This is a genomic window from Geobacillus proteiniphilus, from assembly GCF_001908025.1.
Taxonomy (GTDB): domain Bacteria; phylum Bacillota; class Bacilli; order Bacillales; family Anoxybacillaceae; genus Geobacillus; species Geobacillus proteiniphilus.
This window is the reverse complement of the sequence record NZ_MQMG01000077.1, coordinates 1-11283: the sequence shown is the minus strand read 5'-3', so window position 1 is coordinate 11283 and position 11283 is coordinate 1. Positions and strand designations below refer to the sequence as shown.

Sequence of the window (11283 nt, the reverse complement as noted above, 5' to 3'; positions counted from 1 at the left end):
AAAATGCGGAACGTGCCGGAAGGCGAAAAAATGGTTGGATGAACACGGCATTGAGGTGCAAACGGTGCATTTGGTCGACGAGCCGCTGACGAAAGAGCAGCTCGCCCGTTTGCACCGTCAAAGCGGGCTGCCGCTCAAAAAATTTTTCAACACGAGCGGGATGAAATACCGCGAGCTTGGCTTGAAGGACAAGCTCGACCGCGCATCGGAAGACGAGATGCTCGATTGGCTCGCCTCGGACGGGATGTTGGTCAAACGGCCGATTTTGACGGACGGCGAGCGGGTCGTCGTGGGCTTTCGCGAACAAGAATACGAGGCGTTTTTCGCGGCGGGGACATAAAAAATTTTTTGCAAAATCGGGTGAATTCAGTGAGTTTTTGCGGAAAATCGGTTATGATGAAAAGGAATATACATTTTGTCGCAATGGAGGGATACGATGAACACGCCGAAAGAACTTCGCTATACAAAGGAGCATGAGTGGGTGCGCGTGGAAGGAGAGAACGTGCGCATCGGCATTACGGATTACGCCCAATCAGAGCTTGGCGACATCGTCTTTGTCGAGCTGCCGGAAGTCGGCGCAGAGGTTACGGCGAACGAGCCGTTCGGCAGCGTTGAATCGGTGAAAACGGTCTCGGAATTGTATGCGCCGATCAGCGGCACGGTCGTTGAAGTGAATGAGGCGTTAAATGACCATCCGGAGTACGTGAACGAATCGCCGTATGACAAAGCGTGGATGATCGTCGTCAAACCGAATGATTTGAGCGAAATCGACAATTTGTTGACGGCGGAACAATACGAGGCGATGATCAACGAAGGATAAACGTTCCTGCAATCTTCGCTTCGATTCGGGCACTCTATACATACCGGAATTTGATTGAAAAAAGGGGTGCTCGCGATGGCGCTGCAAACGACGCGCATAGATGTCACGGACCGGATCATCGGCAAACTGAACGGCCGCTCGCTGGAGTTGTACGAGGAAGGAGAGCTCATCGGGCGCCTTCCGCTTCCGGCGGCCGTCCCGTTGAAAAAGGGGTATACCGAACAAAACGGAAGAATTTACAAACAGGTGACCGCTACCGTTGAGCCGGACCAAAAATATGTCGATTGCGACGGGGAAGCGGGCTGGTGTTGAAAGGCAACGGTGGATGGCCGTTGCTTTTCATTTTCAACATTTGGCCGGCGCAAGACATACAATAATAGTATCCTCATTTGAAGTTAGGTGGGTCGGACATGCGACGCGTGGAAAAAGTGATCATCGTCGAAGGGCGATCAGACAAGCAAAAAGTGGCGGCGGTGCTGAACGAACCAGTCGTCATCGTCTGCACAAACGGCACGATCAGTGATGCGCGCCTTGAGGAGCTGGCCGATGAGCTGGAAGGATGCGATGTATACGTCTTGGCCGATGCCGATGAGGCGGGAGAAAAATTGCGCCGGCAGTTTCGCCGCATGTTTCCAGAGGCGGAGCATCTTTACATTGACCGGGCGTATCGCGAAGTGGCGGCCGCTCCGCCTTGGCACTTGGCGCAAGTGCTGTTGCGCGCTCGTTTCGACGTCCGCATCGAATCGCTCATGAGGGGAAGAGGCGAGTGAAAGCGATCGACCGAAACGATGTCATGCGAGTGGTGGAAGTCGAGCCGCTTCTGGCCCTTTACTTGTATACCCCGCTGTGCGGCACGTGCCAGCTGGCGCGGCGGATGCTCACGGTGGTGGAGCAGTTGTTTCCGGCGCTGCCGTTTTACGAAACGGACATCAACTATATCCCTGAGCAGGCCGTTGCGTGGAAAATTGAAAGCGTTCCTTGCCTGCTTCTTTTTAGGGACGGAACGGTCGCAGGCAAGTGGTATGCCTTTCATTCCGTTCCGTATTTGTACGAAGTGATTCAAGCCTGCTTGCCGTCCCGATGATTCGCCTTTTTTTGACGCTGTTTGACACATTTCTTGGGAAATGACAAAAACGGCGCTCGTTCGTCAACGGGTTGTCGAGATTTTTGTAAAGGATTTCTCCTCTTCAGGTGGAAGTGAAAAAATAAAAATGGGGGAGGGGATATCCATGGAAATGCGTGAATTAGTTGGGCAGTTCGTGGAACGGATGCAAGTGTTGCGCCATTTGGTGCCGATTTTGCCGGATGAGCAGCTGTATGTTCGGTTTGAAAGCGATGACGAAACCGCCTTGCTGTTGATCGGCAAGGAATCAGCCGCTAGAGGGATGGAAAACGATGAACGGAAAACATTGACGGTGCGCGGTTCCAAAGAGGCGCTCGCGTCCCTGCTGAACGGCGAACTGAAGCTGCAGCAGCTCGTCCGGTTGCGTGAAGTGCACGTGTCAGGAAGCTTCCGCCAGCTTTTGCTTCTTGAATCGCTCCTCCATTTGGCCAAGCCTTATCGGGACGTCGGATAAAAAAGATGTTGACACGCTTCGACAGACAATGATACAATCACATTCGTAGTCAATTGAATAGGCGATTGTTGCGCTCTTATCAAGAGAGGTGGAGGGATGTGCCCAATGAAGCCCGGCAACCGTCAGCGCATGTGCTGAAATGGTGCCAATTCACACAAAGCGGCCTGCTTTGAGAGATAAGAGACGGAATGGTGCACAATACCTTTCTGTTCTCTGCGGGCAGAAAGGTTTTCTTTTTGCGCTCTGCCGCTTGGGGAGGAAGGTGAAACGATGATTACACTCGAACAAGTGACGAAAATCTATCAAGCGGCCAACGGTTCGGTCACGGCAGTCGACAATGTGTCGCTTGAGATTCGCGAAGGAGAAATTTTCGGCATTATCGGCTACAGCGGCGCTGGGAAAAGCACGCTCATCCGCTTGCTCAATGGGCTCGAGAAGCCGACGAGCGGCCGGGTGGTCGTCGCCGGGCGCGATATGACGCGCGTGAAAGGGCGGGAGCTGCGCAAGGCGCGCCAAGAAATCGGGATGATTTTCCAGCATTTCAACTTGCTTTGGTCTCGCACAGTCAGGGAAAACATTGCCTTTCCGCTTGAAATTGCCGGCGTCCCGAAAGAGGAGCGGAACAAGCGGGTGGATGAATTGATCGAGCTTGTCGGCCTTTCCGGGCGCGAGGATGCCTACCCGTCGCAGCTGAGCGGCGGGCAAAAGCAGCGGGTCGGCATCGCCCGGGCGCTCGCCAACAACCCGAAAGTCTTGCTGTGCGACGAGGCGACATCGGCGTTGGACCCGCAGACGACCGATGCGATTTTGGACTTGCTCGTTGACATCAACAAGCGTCTCGGGCTGACGATTGTGCTGATCACCCATGAAATGCACGTCATCCGCAAAATTTGCGACCGCGTTGCGGTGATGGAAAGCGGCCGAATCGTCGAGCAAGGCGAAGTGCTGCATGTGTTCCGCAACCCGCAGCAACCGATTACGAAACGGTTCGTCAAGCAGCTGATCGAGCCCGAGGAGACGGAAGAGGCGATTTCCCATTTGTTTGGCCAATACCCGAGCGGGCTGATCGCGCAGCTGACGTTCGTCGGCGCGGCAGCCGGAAAGCCGCTCATCACCGAAGTGGTGCGTCAGTTTGCCGTCGATGTCAACATTTTGCAAGGGAAAATTTCGCAAACCCATCAAGGCGCCTATGGGGTGCTGTTCGTGCACCTCGACGGGGCGAGGGATGAAATCGACCGGGCGCTTGACTATATTCAACGCCAGCAAGTAGCGGTGGAGGTGATTCACGATGCTCGCTAACCTCCTGCCGAACGTGCAATGGGAGACGATGTGGGCGGCGACGGTCGAGACGCTGTATATGACGGGAGTGGCGGTGGCGGCCACTTTCGTCCTCGGAATCGTTCTTGGCTTGCTTCTATTTTTGACAGCGAAGGGCAACCTATGGGAAAACCGGTTTGTCAATACAGTGATTGCTGCGTTTGTGAACATTTTCCGCTCTATTCCGTTTATTATTTTGATCATTTTGCTCATTCCGTTTACAACATGGCTCGTCGGGACGATGCTTGGCGCCAATGCGGCGCTGCCGGCTTTGGTCATTGGGGCCGCGCCGTTTTACGCCCGCATGGTCGAAATCGCTCTTCGCGAAATTGATAAAGGCGTCATCGAAGCAGCCCAAGCGATGGGCGCCTCAACGTGGACGATCATTTGGAAAGTGCTGCTGCCGGAGTCATTGCCGGCGCTTGTCTCCGGCATTACGGTGACGGCGGTGTCGCTCGTCAGCTATACAGCGATGGCTGGAGCCATCGGCGCCGGCGGGCTTGGGAACTTGGCGTATTTGGAAGGGTTCCAGCGCAACCATAACGATGTGACATTTGTCGCAACCGTATTGGTGTTGGTCATTGTATTTATCATTCAGCTGATCGGTGACTTTGTCACTTCGAAAATCGATAAACGATAAAGGGGGAAACAACTGATGAAGAAATGGTTGGGTGTGTTGCTCGCCGCCATTCTCGTGCTCGCTTTGGCGGCATGCGGCGGCAACAATAACGACAGCGCGGAAGGCGGCAAAGACGGCAAATTGGTGAAGTTGAAAGTCGGTGCGTCGAACGTGCCGCATGCGGAAATTTTGGAAAAAGCGAAACCGATTTTGAAGAAAAAAGGCATCGACTTGGAGATCATTACGTTCCAAGATTACATCTTGCCGAACAAAGCGCTGGCTGAGAAGCAAATCGACGCAAACTATTTCCAACACATTCCGTATTTGGAATCGCAAAAGAAAGAGTACGGCTATGATTTCGTCAACGCCGGCGGCATTCATATCGAGCCGATCGGCTTATACTCGAAAAAATACAAAAGCATTGAAGAACTGCCGGACGGCGCGACGATCATCATGAGCAACTCGGTCGCCGACCATGGCCGCATTTTATCGATGCTGCAAGAAAAAGGGCTCATTAAATTGAAACCGGGCGTCGATAAAACGAAAGCGACAGTCAATGACATCATCGAAAATCCAAAGCATTTAAAATTTAAGGCCGATGTCGACGCCGGGCTTCTGCCGCAAATTTACAAAAACGGCGAAGGCGATGCGGTGCTGATCAACGCCAACTATGCGCTTGACGCCGGTTTGGACCCGGCGAAAGACCCGATCGCCGTTGAGTCGCCGAAAAACAATCCGTATGTGAACATTATTGCGGTGCGCAAAGGCGATGAAAACCGGAAAGAAATCAAAACGCTTGTCGAAGTGCTGCAATCGAAAGAAATCCAAGATTTCATTAAAGAAAAATACCACGGCGCCGTCATTCCAGCGGCGGAAAACAATCAATAACGGGAGCGTTTCGCTTCCGTTTCTTTTTTGTCCCCAAAAAGCCGCTCCCCTTAAACGAAAAGAAAGCAGCAAAGGTTAAAACGATTCTGAATCCGAGGGCGCCGCGGCCGACCTGTTTCTCCGCTCTTCATCGGCCGTTCAAACGCGCCAGTACGGCGGCGAGCATAACGATGATGACGCAGTTTTGCAGGACGATCACAGCCGTTAAGCTGAAGGCGCCGTCTCCCTGTTCACCGAGGGTGTTGCCGATGATGATCCACGTCAAAAACGAAGCGAAAGCGGCTGTTAAGGCAAAGACAACCCAACGAATCAATCGCATTTCCCCCTTTTGTATTGATGATGGAAGTTGAACAGAACAGGCGGTTTTCATCATGACGTTCCATCTATGATCGCGAAACGGTGGTGTTTCCACACCCTTTCAATACCATTCGTTGTTTAATTTCGTTTTCCTTCATCCTATTTCGCGCAGGAGACTCCCACTTCAACGACCAAAGGGAGTAAGTGGGAGAGGAATGCTCGTTCCCCCTTTCTTTTGTGTATGATAGAATAAAGACGTGGAGAAAACTGTTAAATAAAGGCACTCCAATAACGGCTGCTCGATGTATGGAGTTGGTTGCAGGAAACGCTGCAACCGTAAAACATCGAGCGTAGGTCCGTCTGTTGTGTGTGGAAGCCAAGTACTGCCAACAGACACACCGAGAGAATCGGTAACGATGCAGGCATGACCTGCGTCGTTGGGTAGTCGTCAACCTGCCCCCTGATGCAACCCCAAGTCAAGGAAGGAGGACGAAGTCCGTTTGCACTTCTGGGGAGTTGCAAGCCCCCACTTCAAGCGTTAGCGAAGTGGGGGTAGTTGACGCATACTAACAGCAGAAACGAACAAAGGGAGGAAAATGATGATGAACAACGGAACACATGCATCGGTCGAATCCGCGCTTCATCGCTACAAAGAGGGAATTGGGGCGTTCACCAAAAAACTTCCGAATGTGGCGGAACGGTTTAACGCATTTACGGAAGCTTGTTTTGCTGAGGGAGCGCTGTCGAAAAAAGAAAAACAATTGATCGCCCTTGGCATCAGCTTGACGACGCAGGATGAATATTGCACGATTTACCATGCGAAAGGCTGCCTCGATGAAGGAGCGTCCGAACAAGAAATTTTGGAAGCGTGCGCGGTGGCGGCCGCGTTTGGCGGCGGGGCGGCGATGAGCCAGGCGGTGACGCTCGTGCAAGAATGCCTCCGCGAGCTGCGGACGACTCACTAGACTCCGGAAAAAACGGGGTCTTTTTTTTTTGCAAAAACTCGTACAAGCTTGCGGTTTTCGTGTAAAATAATAAAAGGCGCTGTTTTTTCACACGGTCATAGTGAAAACAGAGCGGGAAAGTTGCAGACAGTTTTCATTTGTTATAAAATTGTAATGAGAATAAAATGAGAATGAGCGATCGCTAGAAGACCAGCGAGCTAGGATGACTCTCAATCGGGAATTGGAGGTATGTTGCATGGCAGTCTTGACGATTCGCAATCTCCACGTCGCCGTGGAGGGAAAAGAAATTTTAAAAGGAGTTGACTTGGAAGTCAAAGGCGGGGAAATCCACGCCATCATGGGTCCGAACGGAACGGGGAAATCGACGCTGGCATCGGCCATTATGGGCCATCCGAAATATGAAGTGACAGAAGGATCGGTGACGCTTGACGGCCAAGATGTCCTCGAGATGGAAGTCGACGAGCGGGCGCGCGCCGGCCTGTTTTTGGCGATGCAATACCCGAGCGAAATCAGCGGGGTGACGAACGCTGACTTTTTGCGCGCTGCGATCAATGCCCGGCTTGGCGAGGGCAACGAAATTTCGCTCATGAAATTCATCCGCAAGCTTGATGAAAAAATGGCGTTTCTTGAAATGAATCCGGATATGGCGCACCGCTATTTGAATGAAGGGTTCTCGGGCGGGGAGAAAAAGCGGAACGAAATTTTGCAGCTGATGATGCTTGAGCCGAAAATCGCCATTTTGGACGAGATCGACTCCGGATTGGACATTGACGCGCTGAAAATTGTCGCCAAAGGCGTTAACGAAATGCGCAGCAGCGAGTTCGGCTGTTTGATCATCACCCACTACCAACGGCTGTTGAACTACATCACGCCGGATTACGTGCACGTCATGATGCAAGGGCGCATCGTCAAGTCCGGCGGTCCGGAACTGGCGCAGCGGCTTGAGGCGGAAGGGTACGACTGGATCAAAAAAGAGCTTGGCATCGAAGACGAAACGGTCGGACAAGAAGCGTAAGCGTTAGGAGGAGGATTATGGCGACAGAAACGAAAATCCCATTCGATGAAACATACATCCGCACGTTCTCAAGCGGGCGCGGCGAGCCGGATTGGCTGACGGCGCGGCGTCTTGAGGCGCTCGAGCTGACGGAGCGGCTGCCGCTTCCGAAACCGGAGAAGACGAAAATTGACAAATGGAATTTCACCGAGTTTGCCCGCCACACGGTCGACAGCGCGCCGTATGCTGCCTTAGACGATTTGCCGGAAGCGGTCAAGGCGCTCATTGAAGCGGGCGAAGGAACGAAAAACTTGTACGTGCAGCGCAACCATACGCCGGCGTATGTGTCGCTGTCCGATGAATTAAAAGAAAAAGGCGTCATCTTTACCGACATCTTCACGGCAGCGCGCGAGCATGGCGACTTGCTGAAAAACTATTTTATGACAGCGGTCAAGCCGGATGAGCACCGCCTCGTTGCGCTCCACGCGGCGCTGCTCAACGGCGGCGTGTTTGTCTATGTCCCGAAAAACGTGGAGATTGAAACGCCGCTTCAGGCGGTCTATATTCAAGACGAAGACGACATCGCCTTGTTTAACCACGTGATCATTGTCGCGGAAGACAACAGCCGCGTCGTGTTTGTCGAAAACTATATATCGGCAAGCCGAGAAGGAAAAGCGGTCGTCAATGTGGTCGCCGAGGTGTTTGCCCAAGCGAACGCAAGCGTCTTTTTCGCCGCCGTCGACCATTTGGCGAAAGGCACAACGACGTATGTCAATCGGCGCGGCATCGCTGGGCGCGACGGACGGATCGAATGGGCGCTCGGGCTGATGAATGACGGCAACACGGTCTCCGAGAACATCACCCGCCTTGTCGGCGACGGCTCGTTCGGCGATACGAAAACGGTCGCGGTCAGCCGCGGCGAGCAAGTGCAAAACTTTACGACCAGCGTCGTCCATTACGGCAAGCATACGGAAGGTTACATTTTAAAACATGGCGTCGTCCGCGACAGCGCGACCTCGATTTTCAACGGCATCGGCAAAATTGAGCACGGCGCGTCGAAGTCAAACGCCGAGCAGGAGTCGCGCGTCTTGATGCTGAGCGAAAAAGCGCGCGGCGATGCGAACCCGATTTTGCTCATTGATGAAGACGATGTCATGGCGGGCCATGCGGCGTCGGTCGGCCGCATCGACCCGATTCAATTGTATTACTTGATGAGCCGCGGCATTCCGAGACGCGATGCGGAACGGCTCATCATCCACGGCTTTTTGGCGCCGGTTGTCGAGGCGATTCCGCTTGAAGGCGTGAAAAACCAATTAATTGAAGTGATTGAAAGGAAAGTTCAATCATGAATGTCAATGAAATTCGCGCGTTGTTTCCGATTTTGCATCAGCAAGTGAACGGCCATCCGCTCGTCTATTTTGACAGCGCGGCGACGTCGCAAAAGCCGCTGCCGGTGATTGAGGCGCTTGACCGCTACTACCGCGAGTACAACTCGAACGTCCACCGCGGCGTCCATACGCTCGGGACGAAGGCGACCGACGCGTACGAAGGCGCGCGCGAAAAAGTGCGGCGGTTTTTAAACGCCCAATCGGCGCAGGAAATCATCTTCACGCGCGGCACGACGGCGTCGCTCAACTTGGTCGCCTCAAGCTACGGGCGCGCCAATGTCAAAGAAGGCGACGAGATCGTCATCACGTACATGGAGCATCACAGCAACTTAATCCCATGGCAGCAGCTGGCAAAACAAACGGGCGCAACGCTGAAATACATTCCGCTGCAGGAAGACGGCACGATCGATTTGCGCGATGTTGAGGCGACCATCACCAAAGCGGCGAAGATCGTCGCCATCGCCCATGTGTCCAACGTGCTCGGGACGATCAACCCGGTGCGGGAGATCGCCCGCATCGCCCATGAGCGCGGGGCGGTCGTCGTCGTCGATGCGGCGCAAAGCGCTCCGCATATGAAGGTCGATGTTCAGGAACTTGATTGCGATTTTCTCGCCCTTTCCGGCCATAAAATGTGCGGGCCGACGGGAATCGGCGTATTATATGGCAAAAAGAAATGGCTTGAGCAGATGGAGCCGATCGAGTTCGGCGGCGAAATGATCGATTTTGTCGAGCTGTACGACTCGACGTGGAAAGAGCTGCCGTGGAAGTTTGAAGGCGGCACGCCGATCATTGCCGGGGCGATTGGCCTTGGTGCAGCGATCGATTTCCTTGAACAAGTGGGCTTGGACGCCATCGCCGCCCATGAGCATGAGCTGGCGCAATATGCGCTTGAACGAATGGCGGACATCGAAGGCGTCACCGTCTATGGCCCGAAAGAGCGGGCGGGGCTTGTCACGTTCAACATCGACGGGGTGCATCCGCACGATGTGGCGACTGTCCTTGACGCCGAAGGAATCGCCATCCGCGCCGGCCACCATTGCGCCCAGCCGCTCATGAAATGGCTCGGCGTGACGGCGACCGCCCGGGCAAGTTTTTACTTGTACAATACGAAAGAAGAAATCGATCGGTTCATTGCGGCATTACAGAAAGCGAAGGAGTACTTCAGCCATGTCTTCTAACCATCCGTTGGATCAGCTTTACCGCCAAGTCATTATGGATCATTATAAAAACCCGCGCAACCGCGGGGTGCTTGAAGGAACGAACGTCGATGTCAACATGAACAACCCGACGTGCGGCGACCGCATCCACTTGACGATGAAAGTCGAAGACGGAAAAGTCGCCGACGTCAAGTTTGAAGGGGAAGGCTGTTCGATTTCGATGTCGTCGGCGTCGATGATGACGCAGGCGATCAAAGGAAAAACGGTGGAGGAAGCGCTTCGGCTCGCCCACATTTTTTCCGACATGATCCAAGGGAAAGAGTACGACGATTCGGTCGATCTTGGCGACATCGAGGCGCTCCAAGGCGTCTCTAAATTTCCAGCCCGCATTAAATGCGCAACCTTGGCGTGGAAAGCGCTCGAAAAAGGGCTGCAACAATCATGAACATGAAGGAAGGTGAACCGAGATGGCGAAAAAAGCCCCGGAAATCGGTGAATACAAGTACGGCTTCGTCGATAAAGACGTCTCCGTCTTCCGCGCCCAACGCGGCCTGACGCGCGAAGTCGTCGAAGAAATTTCGCGGATGAAAAACGAGCCGCAATGGATGCTCGAGTTCCGCTTAAAAGCGCTCGACATCTTCTACAGCAAACCGATGCCGCAATGGGGCGGCGACTTGTCAAGCCTCGATTTCGATGAAATTACGTACTACGTCAAGCCGACGGAAAAATCGGGCCGCTCGTGGGATGAAGTGCCGGCGGAGATCAAAGCGACGTTCGATAAATTAGGGATTCCAGAGGCGGAACAAAAATATTTGGCCGGCGTCTCGGCGCAATACGAATCGGAAGTCGTCTACCACAACATGAAAGAAGACCTCGAAAAACTCGGCGTCATCTTTAAAGACACCGACTCGGCGCTGAAGGAAAACGAAGACTTGTTCCGCGAGTATTTCGCCAAAGTCGTGCCGCCGACGGACAACAAATTTGCCGCGCTCAACTCGGCCGTCTGGTCGGGCGGTTCGTTCATCTACGTCCCGAAAGGCGTCAAAGTCGATACGCCGCTTCAGGCGTACTTCCGCATCAACTCGGAAAACATGGGGCAGTTTGAACGGACGCTCATCATCGTGGACGAAGGGGCTCACGTCCATTACGTCGAAGGCTGCACAGCGCCGATTTACACGACGAACTCGCTCCATAGCGCGGTTGTGGAAATCATCGTCAAAAAAGGCGCCTACTGCCGCTACACGACGATCCAAAACTGGGC

At 53.6% G+C, this 11283-nt stretch carries 16 protein-coding genes and 1 riboswitch; of the genes, 15 read left to right on the top strand and 1 reads right to left on the bottom strand.

Features of this window, described 5'->3' with window-relative positions; all coding sequences use genetic code 11:
* The 9 genes from BRO54_RS17665 to BRO54_RS17625 form a co-directional block, all read left to right on the top strand.
* The coding region (locus BRO54_RS17665) for an arsenate reductase family protein (protein ID WP_074044766.1) at window positions 1-340 on the top strand (340 nt) is incomplete at its 5' end.
* Window positions 341-436: 96 nt separating this feature from the next.
* On the top strand, window positions 437-820 hold the full coding sequence (gene gcvH, locus BRO54_RS17660) for a glycine cleavage system protein GcvH (protein WP_011232474.1): 384 nt from the start codon (window positions 437-439) through the stop codon (window positions 818-820).
* Between the two features lie 75 nt (window positions 821-895).
* Window positions 896-1132 (top strand): YusG family protein, encoded by a 237-nt coding sequence (locus BRO54_RS17655; RefSeq protein ID WP_011232473.1) that lies wholly within the window; start codon window positions 896-898, stop codon window positions 1130-1132.
* Between the two features lie 98 nt (window positions 1133-1230).
* Complete coding sequence (locus BRO54_RS17650) at window positions 1231-1590, top strand: toprim domain-containing protein (protein ID WP_011232472.1); 360 nt, start codon at window positions 1231-1233, stop codon at window positions 1588-1590.
* Window positions 1587-1904 carry a thioredoxin family protein gene (locus tag BRO54_RS17645; protein WP_011232471.1) on the top strand — a complete coding sequence of 106 codons (318 nt, stop codon included), beginning with the start codon at window positions 1587-1589 and terminating at the stop codon, window positions 1902-1904. Before BRO54_RS17650 ends, BRO54_RS17645 begins: the two co-directional genes overlap by 4 nt.
* A 145-nt stretch (window positions 1905-2049) precedes the next feature.
* Window positions 2050-2397, top strand: coding sequence for a hypothetical protein (locus BRO54_RS17640; RefSeq protein WP_025039296.1), 348 nt, complete (start codon window positions 2050-2052; stop codon window positions 2395-2397).
* Between the two features lie 73 nt (window positions 2398-2470).
* Window positions 2471-2580, top strand: a riboswitch (SAM riboswitch).
* An 87-nt stretch (window positions 2581-2667) separates the two neighbouring features.
* Window positions 2668-3696: a methionine ABC transporter ATP-binding protein gene (locus BRO54_RS17635; protein WP_011232469.1), complete on the top strand. Its 1029-nt coding sequence runs from the start codon at window positions 2668-2670 to the stop codon at window positions 3694-3696.
* Entirely contained in the window at window positions 3686-4354 is a 669-nt protein-coding gene (locus BRO54_RS17630; protein ID WP_011232468.1) for a methionine ABC transporter permease, read from the top strand. Before BRO54_RS17635 ends, BRO54_RS17630 begins: the two co-directional genes overlap by 11 nt.
* Before the next feature lie 15 nt (window positions 4355-4369).
* Window positions 4370-5221 (top strand): MetQ/NlpA family ABC transporter substrate-binding protein, encoded by an 852-nt coding sequence (locus BRO54_RS17625; RefSeq protein WP_014196684.1) that lies wholly within the window; start codon window positions 4370-4372, stop codon window positions 5219-5221.
* 127 nt (window positions 5222-5348) lie between these two features.
* Here BRO54_RS17625 and BRO54_RS17620 read toward each other — a convergent pair whose 3' ends face one another.
* On the bottom strand, window positions 5349-5540 hold the full coding sequence (locus tag BRO54_RS17620) for a hypothetical protein (RefSeq protein ID WP_014196683.1): 192 nt from the start codon (window positions 5538-5540) through the stop codon (window positions 5349-5351).
* A 580-nt stretch (window positions 5541-6120) separates the two neighbouring features.
* On the opposite strand from BRO54_RS17620, the gene BRO54_RS17610 reads away from it, so the two are divergent.
* The 6 genes from BRO54_RS17610 to sufB form a co-directional block, all read left to right on the top strand.
* Entirely contained in the window at window positions 6121-6483 is a 363-nt protein-coding gene (locus BRO54_RS17610) for a carboxymuconolactone decarboxylase family protein (RefSeq protein ID WP_074044767.1), read from the top strand.
* 235 nt (window positions 6484-6718) lie between these two features.
* A complete protein-coding gene (gene sufC, locus BRO54_RS17605; RefSeq protein WP_011232465.1) occupies window positions 6719-7498 on the top strand; it encodes a Fe-S cluster assembly ATPase SufC in 780 nt (259 codons plus the stop codon).
* Between the two features lie 17 nt (window positions 7499-7515).
* A complete protein-coding gene (gene sufD / locus BRO54_RS17600) occupies window positions 7516-8826 on the top strand; it encodes a Fe-S cluster assembly protein SufD (protein ID WP_074044765.1) in 1311 nt (436 codons plus the stop codon).
* Complete coding sequence (locus BRO54_RS17595; RefSeq protein WP_074044764.1) at window positions 8823-10043, top strand: cysteine desulfurase; 1221 nt, start codon at window positions 8823-8825, stop codon at window positions 10041-10043. Before sufD ends, BRO54_RS17595 begins: the two co-directional genes overlap by 4 nt.
* Window positions 10033-10467, top strand: coding sequence for a Fe-S cluster assembly sulfur transfer protein SufU (gene sufU / locus BRO54_RS17590; protein ID WP_074044763.1), 435 nt, complete (start codon window positions 10033-10035; stop codon window positions 10465-10467). Before BRO54_RS17595 ends, sufU begins: the two co-directional genes overlap by 11 nt.
* Before the next feature lie 22 nt (window positions 10468-10489).
* On the top strand, window positions 10490-11283 hold a 794-nt coding region (gene sufB, locus BRO54_RS17585), incomplete at its 3' end, for a Fe-S cluster assembly protein SufB (protein WP_074044762.1).

Bases quoted from the DNA above. Each gene is read 5' to 3' on its own strand.
- gcvH (WP_011232474.1), top strand. From the start codon at position 437: ATGAACACGCCGAAAGAACTTCGCTATACAAAGGAGCATGAGTGGGTG.
- BRO54_RS17655 (WP_011232473.1), top strand. From the start codon at position 896: ATGGCGCTGCAAACGACGCGCATAGATGTCACGGACCGGATCATCGGC.
- BRO54_RS17650 (WP_011232472.1), top strand. From the start codon at position 1,231: ATGCGACGCGTGGAAAAAGTGATCATCGTCGAAGGGCGATCAGACAAG.
- BRO54_RS17640 (WP_025039296.1), top strand. From the start codon at position 2,050: ATGGAAATGCGTGAATTAGTTGGGCAGTTCGTGGAACGGATGCAAGTG.
- BRO54_RS17635 (WP_011232469.1), top strand. From the start codon at position 2,668: ATGATTACACTCGAACAAGTGACGAAAATCTATCAAGCGGCCAACGGT.
- BRO54_RS17630 (WP_011232468.1), top strand. From the start codon at position 3,686: ATGCTCGCTAACCTCCTGCCGAACGTGCAATGGGAGACGATGTGGGCG.
- BRO54_RS17625 (WP_014196684.1), top strand. From the start codon at position 4,370: ATGAAGAAATGGTTGGGTGTGTTGCTCGCCGCCATTCTCGTGCTCGCT.
- BRO54_RS17620 (WP_014196683.1), bottom strand. From the start codon at position 5,540: ATGCGATTGATTCGTTGGGTTGTCTTTGCCTTAACAGCCGCTTTCGCT.
- BRO54_RS17610 (WP_074044767.1), top strand. From the start codon at position 6,121: ATGAACAACGGAACACATGCATCGGTCGAATCCGCGCTTCATCGCTAC.
- sufC (WP_011232465.1), top strand. From the start codon at position 6,719: ATGGCAGTCTTGACGATTCGCAATCTCCACGTCGCCGTGGAGGGAAAA.
- sufD (WP_074044765.1), top strand. From the start codon at position 7,516: ATGGCGACAGAAACGAAAATCCCATTCGATGAAACATACATCCGCACG.
- BRO54_RS17595 (WP_074044764.1), top strand. From the start codon at position 8,823: ATGAATGTCAATGAAATTCGCGCGTTGTTTCCGATTTTGCATCAGCAA.
- sufU (WP_074044763.1), top strand. From the start codon at position 10,033: ATGTCTTCTAACCATCCGTTGGATCAGCTTTACCGCCAAGTCATTATG.